At 73.1% G+C, this 20,500-nt stretch carries 19 protein-coding genes; 3 read left to right on the forward strand and 16 right to left on the reverse strand.

Annotated elements, in window-relative coordinates; genetic code table 11:
* Nucleotides 1–29 precede the first annotated feature (29 nt).
* From PIJ49_RS10595 to PIJ49_RS10660, 14 genes are all read right to left on the reverse strand, one after another.
* Nucleotides 30–752: an alpha/beta hydrolase gene (locus PIJ49_RS10595; RefSeq protein WP_271826562.1), complete on the reverse strand. Its 723-nt coding sequence runs from the start codon at nucleotides 750–752 to the stop codon at nucleotides 30–32.
* Nucleotides 749–1,879 carry a bifunctional GNAT family N-acetyltransferase/class I SAM-dependent methyltransferase gene (locus PIJ49_RS10600; protein ID WP_271826563.1) on the reverse strand — a complete coding sequence of 377 codons (1,131 nt, stop codon included), beginning with the start codon at nucleotides 1,877–1,879 and terminating at the stop codon, nucleotides 749–751. Before PIJ49_RS10600 ends, PIJ49_RS10595 begins: the two co-directional genes overlap by 4 nt.
* Nucleotides 1,880–1,940: 61 nt before the next feature.
* Nucleotides 1,941–4,106 (reverse strand): ArnT family glycosyltransferase, encoded by a 2,166-nt coding sequence (locus tag PIJ49_RS10605; RefSeq protein ID WP_271826564.1) that lies wholly within the window; start codon nucleotides 4,104–4,106, stop codon nucleotides 1,941–1,943.
* A gap of 56 nt (nucleotides 4,107–4,162) precedes the next feature.
* Nucleotides 4,163–4,648 carry a GNAT family N-acetyltransferase gene (locus PIJ49_RS10610; protein WP_271826566.1) on the reverse strand — a complete coding sequence of 162 codons (486 nt, stop codon included), beginning with the start codon at nucleotides 4,646–4,648 and terminating at the stop codon, nucleotides 4,163–4,165.
* Nucleotides 4,635–5,156, reverse strand: coding sequence for a helix-turn-helix domain-containing protein (locus tag PIJ49_RS10615; protein WP_271826567.1), 522 nt, complete (start codon nucleotides 5,154–5,156; stop codon nucleotides 4,635–4,637). The genes PIJ49_RS10610 and PIJ49_RS10615 overlap by 14 nt, the downstream gene beginning before the upstream one ends.
* Nucleotides 5,157–5,257: 101 nt before the next feature.
* Nucleotides 5,258–5,908 carry a PepSY domain-containing protein gene (locus PIJ49_RS10620; protein ID WP_271826568.1) on the reverse strand — a complete coding sequence of 217 codons (651 nt, stop codon included), beginning with the start codon at nucleotides 5,906–5,908 and terminating at the stop codon, nucleotides 5,258–5,260.
* 89 nt (nucleotides 5,909–5,997) lie between these two features.
* Nucleotides 5,998–7,335, reverse strand: a complete 1,338-nt coding sequence (locus PIJ49_RS10625; protein ID WP_271826569.1) for a sensor histidine kinase — start codon at nucleotides 7,333–7,335, stop codon at nucleotides 5,998–6,000.
* Nucleotides 7,328–8,005, reverse strand: a complete 678-nt coding sequence (locus PIJ49_RS10630) for a response regulator transcription factor (protein WP_066657217.1) — start codon at nucleotides 8,003–8,005, stop codon at nucleotides 7,328–7,330. Before PIJ49_RS10630 ends, PIJ49_RS10625 begins: the two co-directional genes overlap by 8 nt.
* 46 nt (nucleotides 8,006–8,051) lie before the next feature.
* Complete coding sequence (locus tag PIJ49_RS10635) at nucleotides 8,052–8,753, reverse strand: response regulator (RefSeq protein ID WP_271826570.1); 702 nt, start codon at nucleotides 8,751–8,753, stop codon at nucleotides 8,052–8,054.
* A complete protein-coding gene (locus tag PIJ49_RS10640; RefSeq protein ID WP_271826571.1) occupies nucleotides 8,750–11,242 on the reverse strand; it encodes an ATP-binding protein in 2,493 nt (830 codons plus the stop codon). Before PIJ49_RS10640 ends, PIJ49_RS10635 begins: the two co-directional genes overlap by 4 nt.
* A gap of 199 nt (nucleotides 11,243–11,441) precedes the next feature.
* The gene (kdpC, locus tag PIJ49_RS10645; protein ID WP_271826572.1) at nucleotides 11,442–12,047 is read right to left on the reverse strand and encodes a potassium-transporting ATPase subunit KdpC; all 606 of its coding nucleotides are present in this window, start codon (nucleotides 12,045–12,047) and stop codon (nucleotides 11,442–11,444) included.
* A gap of 3 nt (nucleotides 12,048–12,050) precedes the next feature.
* The gene (gene kdpB / locus PIJ49_RS10650) at nucleotides 12,051–14,180 is read right to left on the reverse strand and encodes a potassium-transporting ATPase subunit KdpB (protein WP_271826573.1); all 2,130 of its coding nucleotides are present in this window, start codon (nucleotides 14,178–14,180) and stop codon (nucleotides 12,051–12,053) included.
* Nucleotides 14,180–15,862, reverse strand: coding sequence for a potassium-transporting ATPase subunit KdpA (gene kdpA / locus PIJ49_RS10655; protein ID WP_251155160.1), 1,683 nt, complete (start codon nucleotides 15,860–15,862; stop codon nucleotides 14,180–14,182). Before kdpA ends, kdpB begins: the two co-directional genes overlap by 1 nt.
* Nucleotides 15,862–15,951, reverse strand: coding sequence for a potassium-transporting ATPase subunit F (locus PIJ49_RS10660; protein ID WP_058729515.1), 90 nt, complete (start codon nucleotides 15,949–15,951; stop codon nucleotides 15,862–15,864). Before PIJ49_RS10660 ends, kdpA begins: the two co-directional genes overlap by 1 nt.
* Before the next feature lie 359 nt (nucleotides 15,952–16,310).
* Between PIJ49_RS10660 and PIJ49_RS10665 the strand changes: the two genes are divergently transcribed.
* A complete protein-coding gene (locus PIJ49_RS10665) occupies nucleotides 16,311–17,315 on the forward strand; it encodes an Abi family protein (protein WP_271826574.1) in 1,005 nt (334 codons plus the stop codon).
* Here PIJ49_RS10665 and PIJ49_RS10670 read toward each other — a convergent pair.
* A complete protein-coding gene (locus PIJ49_RS10670; protein WP_271826575.1) occupies nucleotides 17,305–18,252 on the reverse strand; it encodes a helix-turn-helix transcriptional regulator in 948 nt (315 codons plus the stop codon). The genes PIJ49_RS10665 and PIJ49_RS10670 overlap by 11 nt on opposite strands.
* Before the next feature lie 62 nt (nucleotides 18,253–18,314).
* Between PIJ49_RS10670 and PIJ49_RS10675 the strand changes: the two genes are divergently transcribed.
* Nucleotides 18,315–18,734, forward strand: coding sequence for a VOC family protein (locus PIJ49_RS10675; RefSeq protein WP_066657230.1), 420 nt, complete (start codon nucleotides 18,315–18,317; stop codon nucleotides 18,732–18,734).
* A gap of 38 nt (nucleotides 18,735–18,772) precedes the next feature.
* Here PIJ49_RS10675 and PIJ49_RS10680 read toward each other — a convergent pair whose 3' ends face one another.
* Nucleotides 18,773–19,648, reverse strand: a complete 876-nt coding sequence (locus tag PIJ49_RS10680) for a putative RNA methyltransferase (RefSeq protein WP_271826576.1) — start codon at nucleotides 19,646–19,648, stop codon at nucleotides 18,773–18,775.
* 34 nt (nucleotides 19,649–19,682) lie between these two features.
* On the opposite strand from PIJ49_RS10680, the gene PIJ49_RS10685 reads away from it, so the two are divergent.
* The gene (locus PIJ49_RS10685; RefSeq protein WP_066657233.1) at nucleotides 19,683–20,438 is read left to right on the forward strand and encodes an SDR family NAD(P)-dependent oxidoreductase; all 756 of its coding nucleotides are present in this window, start codon (nucleotides 19,683–19,685) and stop codon (nucleotides 20,436–20,438) included.
* Nucleotides 20,439–20,500: the final 62 nt, after the last annotated feature.

The raw sequence follows: 20,500 nt of genomic DNA on the forward strand, positions 1-20,500 counted from the left end.
CCGAGCCTCCGGTCTGTCGTGTGGTCGCGTCAGCCCAGGGTGCGCACCCAGTCCTGGACGGCCGCGCTGATCTGCGCCCGCGCGTCCTCGCGTGAGATCGTCGCCGTGCGGTCGCCGGGCTGGTCGCCGTACGCGCCGAAGTCGGCGTGGTTCGCACCCTCGATCTCGACCATCCGCGCCGTGGCGGGGAGTTCGTCGCGGGCGGCGGCGACCTTGTCGGGCGTCGAGAGGCCGTCGCGGGAGCCGGAGACGCTGAGGACCTGGACGTACGAGCGAGCGATGTCGTCCGCGCAGTAGCTGCCGAGCAGCAGCAGACCGTCCGCGTCCTGCGCGAGCTGGCACGCGCGGACGCCGCCGAGCGAGTGGCCGCCGACCGCCCAGGTGCGGACACCGGGTGCGTGCGCCTCGAAGGTCGCCAACGGGCGGGTGTCGAAGAACGCCAGGTTCAGCGTCGGCTTCGTGATGACGACGGTGGTGCCCGAGGCGACGACCTGGCGGAAGGTCGCCAGGTACGCGTAGGGGTCGACCTTCGCGCCCGGGATGAAGACGATGCCCTTGCCGTCGTCGCTGCCCGTCGGGGTCATCACGACGCTGTCGCCCACGTCGCGCACGGCCACACGGTCGTCCCGCCAGACCTGCAGCGCAGCGCTCCTGGTGCCCTGCATGACGATGTTCGCGTACACGAGGAAGACCACCGCGAGCAGCACCACCACGGTGACGACCCAGGCGGTCCATCGGAGTGCTCGGTTCACGGTCGGTCCTCCTCGTCGGGCCGGTCCTCGTCGGGCTGGTCCTCCTCGGGCCGACGGGCCGTCACGGTCAGCCAGCGCTCCTCGGCGCCGGGGCGGGTGGTCTCACGGACCCGGACGTCGTGCCACCCGGCGGTCGTGACGGCTGCCGCGAGGGCGTCCTCGTCCCAGTAGGTGAACCAGCGGGGGTCGTCGAGCTTCCGGTCGCTCCAGCCGTCACCCTGGCCGTCACCGTCGCCCCGCTTCACCGTCGCCGCGAGGACGCCACCGGGGCGGACCGCCCGGCGCGCGCGCTCGAGCACGGCGGGGGTGTCCGACCGCGCGACGTGGAGGAGGACCGCGTTCGCGACGACGGCGTCGTACGGGCCGCCCCAGCCGTCGCGGCGGACGTCGAGCACGCGGGCCTCGTGGCCGGCGGCGCGGAGCCGGTCGACGTACGCCGTGGTGCCGTCGGTCCGGTCGACACGGAGGCCCGCTGCCTCGAGCGCGTCCGCGTCCCGACCTGGGCCGGAGCCGAGTTCCAGGACGTGGGCGCCGCCGGGCACGAGGCCGAGCAGGTCGTCGACGAGTCCCGCGCGGTGGTCGTCGGTCCGTTCCGTCCAGCGGTCGGCGCCGCGCTCGTACGCGAGGAGCGTGCGCTCGGCGCTGAGGTCGCGGCGCATCACGGTCTCGGTCCGGCCGTCCGGAAGCCGGTCACCGGGGGTGTCCGTCGCGCTGAACCCGATGCGCTCGTACGCCCGGCGTGCGCGGTCGTTGTCCGGCATCACCGAGAGCTCGAGGTGTTCGGTCCCCTGCGCGACGAGCACGCGGGCGACCTCGTCGACGAGGCGTGCGACGAGCCCCCGACCGCGGGCGCGCGGCGCGACCCACATCGAGATCAGCTCGGCCAGCGCGGGGTCGTCCGGGTCGGGGACCCCGCTCGCCATCCCGACGGTGTCGCCCTCCTCGACCGCGAGCAGGTCGACCGCGCCCGGCAGCGACAACCGGGTGCGCCAGCGGTGTTCCGGAGCGTCCTGCCAGTCCTCGAGGCGGGAGCCGAACGCCTGCGGCGCGTCGGTGAGGGCGGCGAGGCGGACCGGGCGCCAGACGGCCCAGTCCTCGGCGGTCACCCGGTGCAGCTCGATGGTCACGGATCGACGGTACCGCCCGCTCGTGTCCGGGGGACGCGGGCGGTACCGGCGGTGTCCGTGGTCAGGACGCCGGCGTGAGGTCGTACATCGTCACGCCGTCGACCGTCGTCGGCTCGTAGTGCGCGGCGACCCACTCGGCGATCTCGGCTGCGGCGTCGCTCCCGCTGCTGCTGGTGCTGGTGCTGGTGCTGCCACCGACGAACCAGTGCACCTTCCCCGCGGCGACGAGTGTCCGGAACTCCGCCAGGGTCGGGGCCGGGTCGGTGCCGTTGTAGCCGCCGATCGCCATCACGGGGTCGCCCGTCGCGAGCTGGTACGTGGCGGCGCTGTTCGACCCGACGGTCGCGGCGGCCCAGGTGTACTCGTCGGCGTCCGCGGACAGCGCGGCGACGACCTCGTCGGACACCTCGGTCGAACCGCCGAGCAGGTTCGTGCCGCCGCCGGGGGCGTTCGTGGCGCCGTCGGCGCCGCCCGCGGTCCCCGGGCCGTTCGCGTTCTGGCCGTTCGCGTTCTGGCCCGTCCCGTTCTGGCCGTTCGCGTTCTGGCCCGTCCCGTTCTGGCCGTTCGCGTTCTGGCCCGTCCCGTTCTGGCCGCCCGGTGCTCCGCCGGGGCCGCCCTGACCGCCGGGCGCTCCCTGACCGCCGGGCGCTCCCTGGCCGCCGGGGCCACCCTGACCACCGGGCGCGCCGCCGCGACCCCCGCCCAACCCGCTCGTCGTGACGCTCGGCCCGGCCGACGGGAGCGCACCCGTGTGCCCGACCGTGGTGGTCTGCACCGAGAACGCCGTCGGCCCGAGCAGCGCCGCGACGAGCACGGTCGCCACCGTCGCCCCCGCGAGGCCCCGACCGCGCGGCGGCAGCAGGACGAGGACGGTCCCGACGACGGCCACGACGAGGACCACCCACCGGATCCACGGTTGCCACGACGACGCCTGGGACAGCAGCGCGGACGACCACGCTCCGGAGAGGGCGACGACGCCGGCGGCGACGATGCGCCAGGCGAGGAACGTGCGGCGCTCCCACAGGAGCCCGGCGCCGATGCCGACCACGCCCGCGATGTACGGCGCGAGCGCCACCGTGTAGTACGGGTGGAAGATCCCGCCCATGAAGCTGAAGACCAGCCCGGTGACGAGCAACGAGCCGCCGAGCACCAGCACGGTCGCGAGCCGCGGGTCACGGCGGCGACGGACCCCGATCGCGACGAGGGACACGACGAGCAGCACGAGCGCGGTCGGCAGCAGCCAGGTCACCTGCGTGCCGAACTCCGAGCCGAACAGCCGGGTCAGGCCGGTCGAGCCCCACGACCCCGCCCCGGTCGTCCCACCCGGCACGACGCTCCCCGTCTCGTCGCCCGTGACCCGGCCGAGCCCGTTGTAGCCGAAGCTCAGCTCGAGGAAGCTGTTCGTCTGCGACCCGCCGACGTACGGCCGAGCCGAGGCCGGCACGAGTTCGACGATCGCGACCCACCACCCGGCGGAGACCACCACGGCGAGCGCCGCCGCGGACAGGTGCCCGATCCGCCGGAGCACCGGGCGGGGCGACGCGAGGAGGTACACCCCGACCAGGGGCGGCAGCACGAGGAACGCCTGCAGCTGCTTCGTCAGGAAGCCGAGCCCGACGAGCACGCCGGCCCAGACGACCCACCGCATCCGCCCGGACTCGACCCCGCGCAGCGTCAGGGCGATCGCCCCGACGGTGAGCAGCACGAGCAGGGCGTCCGGGTTGTCGTAGCGGAACATGAGGGTCGCGACCGGGGTCGTGGCCAGGACCGCACCCGCGGTCAGGGCGGCGCCGGCCGAGAACCGGCGCCGGACGATCCGGTACAGGACCGCCACCGACGCGACGCCCATCAACGCCTGCGGCACGAGGATCGACCACGAGTTCAGCCCGAACAACCGGACGGAGATGCCGATCACCCAGAGGAACGCCGGCGGCTTGTCGACCGTGATCGCGTTCGCGGCGTCGGAGGAGCCGTAGAAGAACGCCTCCCAGCTCTGGCTCCCCGCCTGCACCGCCGCCGAGTAGAACGCGTTCGCCCAGCCGTTCACGCCGAGGTTCACGACGTAGAGGACAGCGGTCACCAGCAGCAGCCCGAGGAACGCGGGGCGCTCCCACCGCGCGGTGTCCGCACCGCCGCGGACGAGACCGACCAGGCGGTCGCGGACGCCGTGCGGACGGATGGGTGGCGGGAGCAGGCGCGGTCGCTCGGTGGGGATCGTCTCGGTCATGCCCACGAGCGTGCGACCGCCACGTGCGCGGATCGTCGGCGCAGCCTTGGACGCCCCTAAGGGACCGGCACGGGCGGGACCAGCAGCCGGCTCCACGCGACCTCGTGCACGAGCTGCCCGGTCGCGCGGAACAGCTCGACCTGCGTCGTGCCGGCGAGCACGGTCGCGAGCTCCGCGCGATCGGCCGGCGCGAAGCCGAGGCCCTGCCAGAACGGCCCGGACCGCCGACTGAACAACCACGCCCGTCGCGCCCCGCCCGCCGTCGCCTCCGCCATCGCGAACCGAGCGAGCGCCGCACCGCGACCCGAGCCGCGCAGCGCCGGTCCGACGGCGACGCTGCGGAGGAGGGCGTGCCTCCCGTCCGGCCCGGTCTCGTACCCGGTGGTACCGACGACGGCGCCGCCCGCACCACGGAGCGCCCAGAGCCGGACGCCCGGGTCCGACAGCCCCGCCACCGTCAGGTCGCACGCCGACAGGAAGGCGTGCACCTCGTCGACGTCGTCCGGCCCGACGCGGACCGGCGTCGGCTCAGCGAGCGGCACGGACCGGCACGTCGGTCGCCGACGACAGCGGCCAGCGCCGGTCGAGCCAGGGGCCGAGCACCAAGTCGAGCAGGAACCGTCCGGCCAGCCGCCCGACCACCCAGTACGCCCCGACGAGCAGGAACACCAGCGAGGACCACACGTGCAGGACGAGGAGCAGGACCGTGACGATCCCGAAGGCGATCCCGACCGCGGAGTACAGCGACCAGAACCCGCCGACGAACCGGTCACGCGCGGCCTGCTCCGACGCAGCTGCAGCCGCGGCGGCCTCGGTCCGCTCGTCGAGCCCGCGCACGCCCGGCTCCAGCTCCGCGGGGTCGTCCTGCGCGAAGAGCTCCCGCACCGGGACCTCGAGCGCCCGGGCGATCGCGGACAGGGTCTCGAGGCTCGCGTCGTTCCCGCCCTCGAGTCGTTGCACGGTCCGGACGGCCACGCCGCTCGCCTCGGCCAGCCGTTCCTGGGTCCAGCCGCGCTCACGTCGGAGGGTGGCGATCCGCATCTCGTTCATGGTGCCGAGCCTAGGAACGCCCGGGGCGACAGCACCACGACACGGACACGACACGCACCCGCCAGTGCCCCGCCACCCGGGCGTCGGCGCCCTTCTGCGGGTCAGTCGTCGGTGTCGACCGTGTTCGTGACGACCTCGCCGCTCCCGGCGTCGATCCGGATGCTGTGCTTCGTCCCGGCGTCGTCGCGGACGTCACCCTCCCAGACGACCGTGCCGGCGTGGTCGTCGAGTCCGAGCTCGGTGACCGTGCCGGGCACCGTCTCGACGAGCGTGGATGCTGCCTGCGCGACGGACAGGTCTGCGGCGTCGACGAACCGCTGGTTCTCCGCGACGTCCTCGGCGTCCGTGGTGTCCTCCGTCGGACCGGCGGTGGTGCGCTCCCCGTCGGCGGCCACGTGGACCTCCTGCTCGTTGCCGTCCGCGGTCACGACGAGCACCTCCCACGAGGTACCGCCGGCCTCCTGCTCGATCGAGGTGACGGTACCCGAGCCGACGGCCTCCCGTGCGGTCTCCGCAGCGGCTCCGAGGGCGTCGTTCCCGGCGGCGTCGGAACCGCTGCCCGTGCGGCCGCTGCCCGTGCTGCCGCTCGCGCTGCCGTCGGTCGCCGTCACGGAGGGTGCCGAGGCAGCCGGGGCGGCCGTGTCGTCGCGGTCGTCGTCACCGGCGCAGCCGGCGAGCGCCAGCGCCCCGACGAGCGGGAGCGCGGAGAGGAGGGCGATGCGGCGGGCGGTGGTCTTCGTCGTGGTCTGCATGCGGCAAGCCTGCGGAACGGGCACTGAAGCAGGCCTGAAGCCACCTGGGGTGACGCCGGGGGCGTCCGGCACGCCCCTCGGGCAGCGCATCAGTCGTGCAGCAGCGGGAGCCGGAGCGTGAACCGGGCTCCGCCCGCCGGGGCCGTCGAGACCGCGGTGCTGCCGCCGTGCGCCCGGACGACGGCGTCGACGATCGCGAGCCCCAGCCCCGACCCACCCGCGTCCCGGGCACGGCCCTCGTCGAGCCGCACGAAGCGGTCGAACACGCGCTGCCGGTCCTGCTCCGGGATCCCCCGCCCGTCGTCGTCGACGGTGAGGACCGCGTCGTCGCCGGTTCCGACGAGCGTGACCGTCACGGTGCTCACGGCGTGCCGGACGGCGTTGTCGACGAGGTTCCGCACCGCCCGGGCGAGCAGCCGGTCGTCCCCGCCGACCCGCGCGGGAGCGACACCGGACACGTCCACGCGGACGACTCCGGCCCCCGCGGACCGCGACCCCTCCGCGAACACGAGGTCGTCGAGGTCCACCGCCCGGTCACGGGTACGGCCCCGCTCGTCGACACGGGTGAGCAGGAGGAGCGACTCGACGAGGTCCTGCAGACGGGCACCCTCGTCGAGGACGACCGCGGCCAGCTCGGCCGTCCCGGTGACGTCAGGGTGCGCCCGGGCGACCTCGGCGTGCTGCCGGATCGTCGCGAGCGGGGACCGCAGCTCGTGCGACGCATCCGAGACGAAGCGCTGCTGGGCCTGCTGCGACGCCTCGAGCCGCGCGAGCATCCGGTTCATCGTGACGGCGAGACGGTCGACCTCGTCCCCCGAGCCCGGTTCCGCCACGCGCGCGTGCAGGTTCGTGCCTTCGACGTCGTCGACCTCGCGGCGCATCCGGTCAACCGGACGGAGCGCTCGACCGACGACGAACCACGTCACGAGCGACATGAGGGCCACGACGACCGGGACGGCGACGACGAGCAGCACGGACACGGTCCGCACGGCGGCGTCGGCGTCCTCGAGCGGCAGCCCGACGACGAGCACGCCCTCGGTGCCGTCCGGCAGCTCGACGTCGTCGGACACGAGGGACCAGCGCTCGCCGTCGTGCCGGTACCGGGACTCCTCGGCGCCGGAGAGGGCCGCGTCGGGACTGTCCTCGGCCCGCGCGAGCACCCGGCCGGTGCCGTCCTGCAGCTGGGCGAGCACGTCGTCGCCCTCGGCCTCGACGGCGGCGACACCGTCCGCCTCCACCCGTGCGGAGAGGCCGTCGAGCGTCTGCTCGGCCGACGACCGGACGCCGTCGGACAGCGAGCTCCGGAGGACCCAGACGAAGGCGACCGCCCCGATCACGAGCGCGACGAGGACGACGACCGCCGCGCCTCCCGTCGCGCGTGCACGGATGCTGCGCGGCCGTCGGACCCGCCGCGACCGGTCAGCCACCGTCGGCGTCCAGGCGGTAGCCGGCCCCGCGGACGGTCTCGATCGCGGTCCGGCCGAACGGCCGGTCGACCTTCCGGCGCAGGTGCCCGACGTACACCTCGACGATGTTCGGGTCGCCCGCGAAGTCGTCGTCCCAGACGTTCGCGATGACGTCGCGCTTCGACAGCACCTGACCCGCGTGCCGCATGAGGTACTCGAGGACCGTGAACTCCCGGCTCGTCAGGTCGAGCAGCTCCTCGCCCCGCCACACCCGTCGCTCCGCCGGGTCGAGACGCAGGTCGCCGGCCCGGAGGACCGTGGGTCGTTCCCGGGACCCCCTGCGGACGAGCGCACGGAGACGCGCGACGAGCACCGGGAACGAGAACGGCTTGGTCACGTAGTCGTCGGCACCGGCGTCGAGGGCGTCGACCTGGTCCCACTCACCGTCCTTCGCGGTCAGCATGAGCACGGGGGTCCAGTCCTGCTCGGCGCGGAGCGTCTCGCACACCTTCCAGCCGCTCATGCCCGGCATCATCAGGTCGAGGACGATGGCGTCGTACGGGTGCTCACGGGCGTACCAGAGCCCGTCGACCCCGTCGTGCGCGACGTCGACGGCGAAGCCCTCGGCCTGCAGCCCGGCGCGGATGCCGTCCGCGAGCCGCACCTCGTCGTCGACGACCAGCACACGCATCGTCCGAGCATGGCGGCGCGGCCTGAACCGGCGCTGAAGGGAGGGCTCAGGCCCCGCTCGGGTCGAACCGGTACCCCATGCCCGACTCGGTCACGAGGAACCGCGGGTGCGACGGCTCCGGTTCGAGCTTCCGCCGCAGCTGCGCCATGTAGAGCCGCAGGTACCCGGAGTCGTTGCCGTGCGTCGGACCCCACACCTCGGTCAGGAGCATCTCGCGGGTCATCAGCCGCCCGGGGTTCGTGACGAGGACCTCGAGCAGCCGCCACTCGGTCGGGGTGAGCCGGATCGCGGGGCCGGTCGGCGGGGTGACCTGCTTCGCGACGAGGTCGACGACCAGGTCGCCGATCGTCACCGTCGGCGTGACCCCCGCGGTCGCCGCGGCCGTCGCCTGCCGCCGTCCGAGGGCTCGGAGTCGGGCGAGCAGCTCGTCCATCTGGAACGGCTTCGTCACGTAGTCGTCCGCTCCGGCGTCGAGCGCGTCGACCTTGTCCGACGAGTCGGTCCGCCCGGAGAGCACGAGCACCGGCACCTGCGACCACGCACGGATGCCCTCGAGCACCCCGATGCCGTCGAGTCGGGGCATGCCGAGGTCGAGCATGACGATGTCGGGGCGCTCGGTGATCACGGCGTCGATGGCGGCCCGACCGTCACGGGCGGTGGCGACGTCGTACCCGCGCGCGGCGAGCGTGACGGACAGGGCGCGGACGAGCTGTGCGTCGTCGTCGGCGATGAGGACCTTCGTGCTCACTTGACATCCACTCCCAGGTGTCCGGCGATCGGCAGCCGCACGACGACGGTGAGCCCGCCGCCCGGGGTGTCGTCGACCTCGATGGTGCCGCCCATGCCCTCGGTGAACCCGCGGGCGAGGGCCAGCCCGAGGCCGAGGCCGGTCTCGTTGTCGGTGTCGCCGAGCCGCTGGAAGGGCTGGAACACCTCGCCGCGGCGGTCCTCGGGGATGCCGGGTCCGTGGTCGGCGACACGCAGCTCGACCCCGCCGCCGAAGGCGCTGGCGGCGACCCGGACCCGGGTGCCCTCGGGGGCGTAGCGCTGCGCGTTCGCGAGCAGGTTGACGACGACGCGCTGCAGGAGCACCGGGTCGGCGAGGACCGGCGGCAGGTCGGCGGGCAGGTCGAGGTCGACGTCGTCCGGCCCGAGTTCGAGCTCGTCGAGCGCGGGGGCGACGACCGTCTCGAGCGCGGTGGGCAGCGGGGTGACGGCGAGCACCCCGGCCTGGACCCGGCTGACGTCGAGCAGGTCGGCCAGCAGGACCGCCAGCTGACCGAGGCTCTCGTCGGCGGTGGCGAGCAGTGCCTCCCGGTCGGGTGCCGACAGCTGGATGTCGGACGCCCGAAGCGTCTGCACGGCGGCGGAGGCCGCCGCGATCGGCCGGCGCACGTCGTGGCCGACGGCCGCGAGGATGGCGCTCCGCACGCGGTCGGCCGCCGCGATCCGCTCGGCGTCGACCGCGGTGCGGGTGAGTCGGCGGTGCTCGACCGCGGCGTCGAGCTGCTGCTCGACGACGCGCAGCAGCCGGCGCTGGGTCGGGTCGTCGGGTGCGCCGGAGAACTCCAGGACGGCACCGGACGGGAGGCTCGTGGTCGCGTCCGGTCCGTCGGCGAACGTCCCCGACGTGGCCGGGACCTCGTCGCCCTGCCGGATCCGCACGCCGGTGAACCCGAACGCCTCGCGGGTGCGGTCGAGGAGTGCCTGCAGGGCGTCGTCGCCGCGGAGGACGCTGCCGGCGATCCCGACGAGCAGCCCGGACTCGGCGGCCGCGCGACGGGCGGCTCGACTGCGGCGGGCGGACCGGTCGACCACGAAGCTGACCAGGACGGCACTGATCACGTACATCACGAGGGCCACCAGGTGCCACGGTTGCTGGACGGTGACCATGTAGAGGGGTTGCACGAAGAAGTAGTCGAGGCTCAGCCCGGAGAGCACCGCGGTGAACACCGCCGGCCACATCCCGCCGGTCAGGGCGACGACGAGCACGAGCAGTTGGTACGACAGCACGTCGACCGTGATCGAGTCGGGGTCGCTGCCGAGCGACAGCAGCCAGGTCAGCAGCGGGCCGAGCAGCAGCGAGACCGCGAACGCCGCGGCGATCCGGCCGCGCGAGAGGCTGCCGCCGAGCTTCGGCAGGGCGAACCCGCCGCCGGCGCGCTCGTGCGTGACGACGTGCACGTCGATGTCGCCGGACTCACGGACCACCGTGTTGCCGATGCCCGGCCCGGTCAGTGCGGCGGCGAGGCGGCTGCGACGGCTGACGCCGATCACGATCTGGGTCGCGTCGACCGACTTCGCGAAGCGCACGAGGGTGCTCGGCACGTCGTCGCCGACCACCTGGTGGTACGTCCCGCCGAGCTGCTCGAGCAGGGCGCGCTGCTTGCCGAGCGCGCCGGGGTGGCGCTCGCGCAGCCCGTCGTTCGTCGTGACATGCACGGCCGCGAGCTCTCCACCGGCACTGCGGGCGGCGATGCGGGCACCGCGGCGCAGCAGGGTCTCGCCCTCGGGACCGCCGGTCAACGCGACGAGGACGCGCTCTCGGGTCTCCCACCGGTGGTCGATGCCGTGCTCGGCGCGGTAGGCCTTGAGCGCGTCGTCGACCTCGTCGGCGAGCCAGAGCAGGGCGATCTCGCGAAGTGCGGTGAGGTTGCCGAGGCGGAAGTAGTTCGACAGCGCCGCGTCGATGCGGGCGGCCGGGTAGACCAGCCCGTCCGAGAGCCGTTCGCGGAGGGACGCCGGCGACAGGTCGACGACCTCGATCTGGTCGGCGGCGCGGACCACGGTGTCGGGGACGGTCTCGCGCTGCACCGTGCCGGTGATCTCGCGGACGACGTCGCCGAGGGACTGCATGTGCTGGATGTTCACGGTCGAGATGACGCTGATGCCGGCGGCGAGGAGCTCCTCGACGTCCTGCCAGCGCTTCTCGTTCGGGCTGCCCGGGGCGTTCGTGTGCGCGAGTTCGTCGACGAGGGCGACGTCGGGTGCCCGTGCCACGACCGCGTCGAGGTCCATGTCGTCGAGTGCGACGCCGCGGTGCTCGACGACGCGGCGGGGCACGAGCTCGAGACCGTCGACCAGGGCTGCGGTGGCGGCTCGCTCGTGGGTCTCGACGACGGCGACGACGACGTCCCGGCCCTCGGCACGCAGCCGGTGGCCCTCCTCGAGCATCGTGTACGTCTTGCCGACACCCGGAGCGGCGCCGAGCAGCACCCGGAGTTTCCCGCGCTTCACGTGCTCATCCTCCCGCGGTTCGGTGTGGTGTGGTGGTGGTGCGTGGTGCGACGTGCTGCCGAACAACCGGAAGCACGTCACACCACGCGGTTCCGCGGCGCGAGGTGCTTCCGGTTGTGCTGGCGGCTCCGCCCTCGGGCCGGACCGGGCCGGCCACGGCCGGACCGGGCCAGACCGGGCGGACGGGCAGGCCGGACCGTCAGCGTTCGGCAGCCAGGGCCAGGTTCAGCTCGAGGACGTTCACGACCGGCTCGCCGAGGAACCCGGCCTGCCGGGACTCGGTGTGCTGCTCGACGAGCGTGCGGACCGTCGACTCCGACAGACCCCGGGCGTCGGCCACCCGGGCCACCTGCTGCAGCGCGTACTCCGGGCTGATGTCCGGGTCGAGCCCCGAGCCCGAGGCGGTGACCGCGTCGGCGGGCACGTCGGCAGCGCTGACCCCGTCGGCCTCCGCCACGGCGGCCCGCCGCTCCTCGATGCTCTTGAGCAGGTCGGGGTTGTTCGGCCCGAGGTTCGAGCCGGACGAGGCGTTCGCGTCGTAGCCGTCCTCGCCCGCGGCACTCGGACGCGACTGGAACCAGCGGTCGGCCTGGGCACCCGCGAAGGACTGCCCGATCAGGGACGAGCCGACGACCTTCCCGGAGGAGTCGGTGACCATCGAGCCGTTCGCCTGGTCGTGGAAGGCCGCCTGCCCGACGCCCCACACCGCGAGCGGGTAGGCGACGCCGAGGACGACGGTGGACAGCAGGGCGAGACGGATCGCCACACCGGTGGAACGGAGGAAGGAGCGTGATGAGGAAGCCATGGTCTAGAACCCCGGGATGAGACCGACCGCGAGGTCGATCGCCTTGATGCCGATGAAGGGGACGATGACGCCGCCGAGCCCGTAGACGAGCAGGTTGCGTCCGAGGACGGACGATGCCGAGGCCGCCCGGTAGCGCACACCCCGCAGCGAGAGCGGGATGAGCGCCACGATGACGAGCGCGTTGAACACGACGGCCGACAGGATCGCCGACGCCGGGCTGTGCAGCCCCATGACGTTGAGCGCCGCGAGGCCGGGGAACGCCGCCTGGAACATCGCCGGGATGATCGCGAAGTACTTCGCGACGTCGTTGGCGATCGAGAACGTGGTGAGCGCTCCGCGGGTGATGAGCAGCTGCTTCCCGATCCGGACGACGTCGATGAGCTTCGTCGGGTCGGAGTCGAGGTCGACCATGTTGCCGGCCTCCTTCGCAGCGGTCGTGCCGGTGTTCATCGCGACGCCGACGTCGGCCTGTGCCAGGGCGGGGGCGTCGTTCGTGCCGTCACCGGTCATCGCGACGAGGTTCCCGCCCTCCTGTTCCTTCCGGATGTAGGCGAGCTTGTCCTCGGGCGTGGCTTCGGCGAGGAAGTCGTCGACGCCGGCCTCGGCGGCGATCGCGGCCGCGGTGCGGGGGTTGTCGCCGGTGATCATCACCGTGCGGATGCCCATCGACCGCAGCTCCGCGAAGCGCTCGGCCATGCCGTCCTTCACGACGTCCTTCAGGTGCACGACCCCGAGCAGGTCGACAGCGCCCGAGGCCGAGCGACGGCCGACGACGAGCGGCGTCCCGCCCTGGTCGGAGATCTCGGCGACCGCGGTGTCGACCGCGGCGACCACGGCGGCGTCGGCAGACCCCGCCCAGGCGAGCACGGCGGCCGCTGCACCCTTGCGGATCTGCGATCCGTCGGCCAGGTCGAGCCCGGACATGCGGGTCTGCGCGGTGAAGGGCACCTCGAGCGCACCCGCCGGGGTGCCGGGCGTGATGCCGTCCTGCTCGGCGAGCGTGACGATGGAGCGGCCCTCCGGCGTGCTGTCCGCGGCGCTCGACAGGGCTGCGGCCTCCATGAGCGTCGCGACCGTGACGCCCGGGACGGGCACCACGCGCGATGCCTGCCGGTTGCCGTACGTGATCGTGCCGGTCTTGTCGAGGAGCAGCGTGGTGATGTCCCCGGCCGCCTCGACCGCGCGCCCGGACATCGCGAGCACGTTGTGCTGCACGAGCCGGTCCATGCCGGCGATGCCGATCGCCGAGAGCAGCGCGCCGATGGTGGTCGGGATGAGGCAGACGAGCAGGGCGATGAGCACCGGCACGCTGACGGTCGCACCGACGAGACCGGCGATCGGCTGCATCGTCAGGCAGACGATCACGAAGACGATCGACAGCGACGCCAGCAGGATGTTCAGCGCGATCTCGTTCGGCGTCTTCTGCCGCGCGGCACCCTCGACGAGCCGGATCATCCGGTCGATGAAGGTCTCGCCGGGCGTCGAGGTGATGCGCACGACGATCCGGTCGGACAGCACCCGCGTCCCACCGGTGACGGCGCTGCGGTCGCCACCGGACTCGCGGATGACGGGCGCCGACTCGCCCGTGACCGCGGACTCGTCGACGCTGGCGATGCCCTCGACCACGTCACCGTCGCCGGGGATGACCTCGCCGGCGACGACCACCACGACGTCGCCCTTCGCGAGGTCCACCGAGGCGACCTCCTCGGTGTCGTTCGACAGCGCGGCGGCGTCGGACGCGTCCCATCGCAGCACCCGGCGGGCGCTGGTCGTCGAGCGGGTCTTCCGCAGGGTGTCGGCCTGCGCCTTGCCCCGGCCCTCGGCGACGGCCTCGGCCAGGTTCGCGAAGACGACGGTCAGCCAGAGCCACACCGCGATCGCGGCGGTGAACACCGACGGCTCGACGAACGCGGTCACGGTGGTGAGCGCGGCGCCGACCTCGACGATGAACATGACCGGGTTGCGCCACATCAGGCGCGGGTCGAGCTTGCGGAGGGCGCCCGGGAGGCCCGCCGCCAGTTGACGGGGACCGAACGCGGACGATCGGGTGACCGGCCGGGAGGCACTGCTCGCCTCCGGCGCGCTGGTCACGGTGGACGAGGGGGTCGGGGTGGACACGGGTTCGGTTCCCATCAGGAGAGGGCCTCCGCGAGCGGGCCCAGGGCGAGCACGGGGAAGTAGGTGAGTGCGGTGACGATCACGGCGACGGCACCGAGCAGGCCGATGAACAGCGGCCGGTGCGTCGGCAGGGTGCCGACGGTCGCGGGCACCTTGTCCTGTGCGGCCAGGGACCCGGCGAGCGCCAGCACGAGCGCGATCGGGATGAACCGGCCGAGCAGCATCACGACGCCGAGCGCCGAGTTCATCCACGTGGTGTTCGCGGTGAGACCGCCGAACGCCGAGCCGTTGTTGTTCGCGCCGGAGGTGAAGGCGTAGAGCAGCTCGGACAGCCCGTGGTTGCCGGGGTTGAAGATGCTCGTGCCGAGGACCTGCTCACGGACACCCGGGATCACCAGGGACAGTCCGGTGCCGAGCAGCACCAGGGTCGGCGTGACGAGGATGTACAGCGCCGCGAAGGTCATCTCACGGGCGCGGATCTTCTTGCCGAGGTACTCCGGGGTCCGGCCGACGAGCAGTCCGCCGATGAACACCGTGATCACGGCGAGCACGAGCATGCCGTACAGGCCGGAGCCGACGCCGCCGGGGCTGATCTCGCCGAGCATCATGTTGAGGAGCGCCATCATCCCGCCGATCGGCGTGAAGCTGTCGAACATGCCGTTCACGGCGCCCGTCGACGTGGCGGTCGAGGTCGTGCCGAAGAGCGTCGTGCCGAGGATGCCGAAGCGCATCTCCTTGCCCTCCATCGCCGCACCGGCCGCCTGCGTGGCGCTGCCGCCGCCCGCGAGCTCGGCGATCGACATCACCGAGAGCGACACGAGGAAGATCGCGCCCATCACGGCGAGGATCGCGTACCCCTGGCGGTCGTCACCGACGAGCCGCCCGAACGTGCGGGGCAGCGAGAACGGGATGACGAGCATGAGGAAGACCTCGACGAGGTTCGTCCACGCCTGCGGGTTCTCGAACGGGTGCGCCGAGTTCGCGTTGAAGTAGCCGCCGCCGTTCGTGCCGAGCTCCTTGATCGCCTCCTGCGACGCGACGAAGCCGTCGGGGATGTGCTGGGTGCCGCCTGCGAGCGTGGTGATGTCCGTGCCGCTGCCCCACGACTGCACGACGCCGCCGGCGACCAGGACGATCGCGAAGACGAACGCCCCGGGGAGCAGGAGCCGGCCGGTGCCGCGGACGACGTCGACCCAGACGTTGCCGAGCGTGCCGCTCCTCCGCCGTGCGAACCCGCGCACCAGGGCCACGGCGACCGCGAGCCCGACCGCGGCGGACAGGAAGTTCTGCACCGCGAGCCCTGCCATCTGCACGGAGTACCCCACGGTGGCCTCGGGCGAGTACGACTGCCAGTTGGTGTTCGCGACGAAGGACGCGGCGGTGTTGAACGCGAGCGACGGGCCGACGTTCGGCAGCCCGAGGTCACCGGGCAGCACGACCTGGATGCGCTGCAGCAGGTAGACGAGCAGCACGCCGACGGCGCTGAAGAGCAGCACGCCGCGTAGGTACGCGGGCCAGGACTGCTCGGCGTCGGGGTCCACACCGATCACGCGGTAGACGCCGCGCTCGATGCGGGCGTGCTCCGTGGGCGTGTAGACACGCGCCATCCAGTCACCGACCGGGCGGTACGCGACCACGAGGAGCAGGACGAGGGTGGCGACCTGGGCGATCCCGGCCCAGGTGTCGGCAGCGCTCATCAGAACCGCTCCGGGTGCACGAGCGCCCACACGAGGTAGACGACCGAGGCGATGCCGAGGACGGCGGCGGCGATGGTGACGACGATCACAGCCGCTCCACCCCCTTGGCGATGAGTGCCACGACACCGAACGCGGCGAGGACACCGGCGACGACGAAGACGTCGAACACGAAGGACTCCGTTGGTTGCTGCGGGTCCGACGCCGGGCGGCGCGGACCGCACCACGTGTGGTGCGGTACCGATGCTGGTTCGGGCCGGGTGCCTCCAGGCCGGTCCTCACGGAATCCTCACGCCGTCCTGACGGACGCGTGCACCGCCCTAACGCGCAGGGCACGAGGGAGCTTCACCGTTGCCCGCCGTGGACGGCTCGGCTATCCTCGGAGCATCACGATCGGCCCGCTCGCCTCACGGCTCGGGCCGATTTTCTCGTCTCGGGGTGGGAGGACGAGGTGTCGTACGCGAAACCGTGGCTGTCGATCGACGAGCAGATCGCGTTGCTGCGCGAGCGGGGTCTGTCCATCGAGGACCACGACCACGCGGCAGCAGCGCTCCGCGAGAGCGGCTACTACCGCCTGAGCGGCTACCTCTACCCGTTCCGTGTCTCCGGAACGGAGATCGACGAGAGCGGACGCCACACCACCGTCGTGCTCGAGCAGTACCGTCCCGGTGCCGACCTGGACGCAGCCTGCGAGCTGCTCACCTTCGATCGGTCGCTGCGCCTGCTCGTCCTCGAGGCGGTCGAGCGCTTCGAGGTCGCCTTCCGGACGTGCCTTGCACACGTCCTCGGGGCGGTGTCTCCGTTCGCCCACGAAGATCCAGCGATCTTCAACACGGCCTTCTGCGCACCGCGGAACGGGGACGACCCGAGGAGCGAGCACGCTCGGTGGCTCGACCGCCTGGAGGACCGGAAGACCCGGTCGGACGAGTCGTTCGTCGCGCACTTCCGCGAACACTACGACGGTCGGATGCCCATCTGGGTGATCGTCGAGCTGCTCGAGCTCGGCCAGGTGTCACGCCTCTACGGAGGACTGCGGAACGACCTCGCGACGGAGGTCGCTGCATCCTTCGCCGTCCCGACGAAGCAGCTGATGCGGAGTTGGCTCGCCTCGGTCAACTACGTCCGCAACGTCGCGGCCCACCATTCGCAACTCTTCAACCGCAAGCTCGTCGCCGCACCGAAGCGGGCGAGCGCAGAGCAGGTCCCAGCGCTCGCACACCTCGTGGTCGGCCGGGCACCGAAACGCTTCGGTGTGTACGAGGTCCTGGCAGTCCTGGCGTACCTGCTCGATTCCGTGCCGTCGAACGTCGACTGGAAGGTCCGTACCGCAGAACTCCTGTCCGCGTTCCCAGCGGTCGACGGGATCGACGTCGGTTCGATGGGTCTCGTCCCCGCCTGGCTCGACGAGCCGATCTGGAGCCGACGCCTGAGGGAGGACGGTCCGGTCAGTCCCTGAACGATCGGCGCAGTCGGGTGGCGAGCGCGTCGACAGCAGCACGCAGTTCCTCCGGCCCCTCGACCACGAACGGCACCGTCAGCCCGGCGATCGCGCCGGCGAGACCGTCCCACGACCAGGACCCGAGCGTCAGCCGTCGACGGTCGTCGTCGGCATCCTCGAGCACGGCGTCCTCCGGCAGGAACGGGGCGACCCGCGCGGCGTCGGCAGCGGTCAGCGAGACCGACCCGGTGCACGGCCACGCGTCGTCGCGGTCGGACCCCTTGAAGCGGGCCGCCACGAAGGCTGCCACGTCCCCACCGGGTACGGGTCGCTGCACGAACGGCAGCCGCGTCCGCATCCGCGGGGTGATCCAGTCCACCCGGTAGGTCCGCCAGTCGTCGTGCTCGGGCTCCCACGCCAGCAGGTACCACCGACCGTGCCGGGCGACCACCGCGTGCGGTTCGACCCTGCGGGGACGGTCGTCCGTGCCGTACCCGAACCGGAACACCTCGTGGCGCTGCACGGCCTCGCTGACGGCCACCAGCACGTCCGGATCGACCCGCGGGGCGGACGATCCCACGACGGCATCCACCAGGTCCACCCGGTTCCGGAGCCGTTCGGGCATGACCTGTCGCACCGTCGCGAGCGCGCGGGTGGCGGCCTCGGCGATGTCGGCACCCGATGCCGGCGCCACCGCGAGGGCGAGGGCGATCGCCACCGCCTGGTCGTCGTCGAACAGCAGCGGCGGCAGGTCCGATCCGGCGGCGAGTCGGTAGCCGCCGGCCGGACCGCGGACGGAGTCGATGCGGTAGCCGAGGTCCCGGAGGCGGTCGACGTCGCGGCGGAGGGTGCGCGGACTCACGGTCAGGCGACCGGCGAGCTCGTCGCCCGTCCACTCCCGGTGCACCTGCAGCAGGGAGAGCAGCGCGAGCATGCGCGAGGAGGGTCCGGACACGTCGTCCATCCTCGTCGGAGAAGCGGTCACGATCTGACCGCAACGCTCGCGACACTCGATCCATGAGCATCGAGACCACGACCCACCTCAACTTCGACGGACAGGCCCGCGAGGCCCTGGACCACTACGCATCCGCGTTCGGCGGCACCGTGACCGCCGCCACCTACGGCCAGATGGGCGCGTCCCAGGACCCCGCCTGGGCGGACCGCATCGTGTTCGGTCAGGTCAACACCGAGGCCGGCTTCCGGATCATGGCGTTCGACGTCTGGCCGGACCAGCCGTACGACCAGGGCACGAACGCCTGCTACGTCTTCGTGCACGGCGACGACGCGGACGAGGTCACCCGGTACTGGGAGGCGCTGTCGGAGGGTGCCGAGGTGCGACAGCCGCTCGCGCCCTCGCCGTGGGCCCCGCTCGCCGGGCAGCTGCGCGACCGGTTCGGCGTCGTGTGGCAGTTCGACGTGGCGGTGCCGCAGGGCTGACACCCGACCCCGGCACGTGGACGGCCGACGGCAGCGCCTCAGTGCTGCCTGGCGACCGTCCACGTGCTCACGGTCACCGCGGCCGTCACGGCCGTCGGCGCGAACACCCGGTCCGGATCGACGTGGTGGTGGCTCGGGCCCATGTGCACCACGTCGTGCACGTCCTCCGCGGACAGCTCCATCGTCCACGTGAGGTCCTCGGACCCCTGCAGCGCGAACGTCGGCTCGAGCGACTCCCGCAGCCGCCGCTCCTTCTCCGGGTCGACCGCGATGGTCGCCTCGGCGAGCTCCGCCAGGTGTCCGGTCCGTGGCGTCACGACGACGAGCACGCCGTCCGTGTGGAGCACCCGCGCGTACTCCCGCTGGTTGCGCGGGGCGAAGACGTCCAGCACGACGGCCGCCGCGTCGTCGACGACCGGGAGGCGCTCGGTCACGTCCCCGACGACGGCGCCGGCCCGCGGGTGGACGCGTGCCGCCCGCCGGATGGCGACGGGTGACAGGTCCAGCGCGACCCCGAGGCGGGCAGCGACGGGGCCTGCCGGGGCCGAGCCGGGCCTCCCGGCCAATGCAGTCTCGTCCGGTCCGTCCGCGTCCAGCACGTGCGCGAGGTAGGTGCCGGGGCCGGAGCCGACGTCGAGGACGACGCCCGGGGCCTCCGTGGCGGCGACCACCGCGGCGAGCGCCCGCTCGACCGGTGCGTAGTGCCCCCGCCCGAGGAACCGGATCCGCGCGTCGACCATGTCCGGGGTGTCCGCGGTCAGGGCGCGGCGCTTCGCGGGCAGGAGCGTGAGGTGGCTCTGCTTCGCCTCGTCGAACCGGTGTCCGGTGGCGCAGCCGACCTGCCCGCCGTCGACACGGGCGAGGGGCTCGGCGCAGACGGGGCAGGCGAGCACGGGGAGCAGGTCGTCGCGCACCGACCCAGCGTACGGGCGTCGGTAGCCTGGCCGGATGGCACTGGAGCAGCTCTTCGGCCTCGACGGACGCCGTGCACTGGTCACCGGGGGCAGCTCCGGCATCGGTCGGGCGATCGCGCTCGCCCTCGCGGACGCGGGTGCCCACGTGCTGGTCGCGGCGCGCACGCGGGAGGCGATCGACGAGACCGTCGCGACGATCACCGCCGACGGCGGGTCGGCCGCCGGTGTCGTCGCGGACCTGTCGACCCGTGCGGGCGCCCACGCGCTCGCGGACGCCGTCGGCGAGGTGGACGTCCTCGTCAACTCGGCCGGCATCAACCTGCGACCGCCGATGCCGGACCTCGACGAGGGCACGTGGGACGCGACGATGGCCGTCAACCTCGACGCACCCTTCGTGCTCGGCCAGCGGCTCGCGCCCGGCATGGCCGCACGCGGGTACGGCCGGATCATCGGCATCAGTTCGCAGCAGGCCCACCGCCCCTTCGCCGCGAGCGGCGCGTACGGGGTGTCGAAGGCCGGCCTGGAGGCGCTGGCACGCTCCCAGGCGGAGGCCTGGTCGGGCAGCGGGGTCACCTCGAACGTCCTGGTCCCCGGCTTCGTGCAGACCGCGCTCAACAGGCGACTGTCCGCCGACCCCGAGCGGGTCGCGGCGCTCGCCGCGCGCACGCTCGTCGGGCGCAACGGCGAGCCGTCGGACTTCGCGGCCGTGGCGGTGTTCCTGGCCGGACCGGGCTCCGCGTACGTCACGGGCCAGTCGATCGCGGTCGACGGCGGCTTCTCCGTGCACTGACCTCCGTGCCCTGACCGCCGCGCCCTGACCGCCGGGCACTGACCGCCGTGCGGCGGGCCGAC

Source organism: Curtobacterium uvaldense, from assembly GCF_028307415.1.
GTDB lineage: Bacteria > Actinomycetota > Actinomycetes > Actinomycetales > Microbacteriaceae > Curtobacterium.

Excerpts from the sequence above, each read along its gene's own strand:
- PIJ49_RS10605 (WP_271826564.1), bottom strand. The coding sequence starts at position 4,106 with ATGACCGAGACGATCCCCACCGAGCGACCGCGCCTGCTCCCGCCACCC.
- kdpA (WP_251155160.1), bottom strand. The coding sequence starts at position 15,862 with ATGAGCGCTGCCGACACCTGGGCCGGGATCGCCCAGGTCGCCACCCTC.
- PIJ49_RS10685 (WP_066657233.1), top strand. The coding sequence starts at position 19,683 with ATGGCACTGGAGCAGCTCTTCGGCCTCGACGGACGCCGTGCACTGGTC.
- PIJ49_RS10630 (WP_066657217.1), bottom strand. The coding sequence starts at position 8,005 with ATGCGTGTGCTGGTCGTCGACGACGAGGTGCGGCTCGCGGACGGCATC.
- PIJ49_RS10675 (WP_066657230.1), top strand. The coding sequence starts at position 18,315 with ATGAGCATCGAGACCACGACCCACCTCAACTTCGACGGACAGGCCCGC.
- kdpB (WP_271826573.1), bottom strand. The coding sequence starts at position 14,180 with ATGGGAACCGAACCCGTGTCCACCCCGACCCCCTCGTCCACCGTGACC.
- kdpC (WP_271826572.1), bottom strand. The coding sequence starts at position 12,047 with ATGGCTTCCTCATCACGCTCCTTCCTCCGTTCCACCGGTGTGGCGATC.
- PIJ49_RS10615 (WP_271826567.1), bottom strand. The coding sequence starts at position 5,156 with ATGAACGAGATGCGGATCGCCACCCTCCGACGTGAGCGCGGCTGGACC.
- PIJ49_RS10620 (WP_271826568.1), bottom strand. The coding sequence starts at position 5,908 with ATGCAGACCACGACGAAGACCACCGCCCGCCGCATCGCCCTCCTCTCC.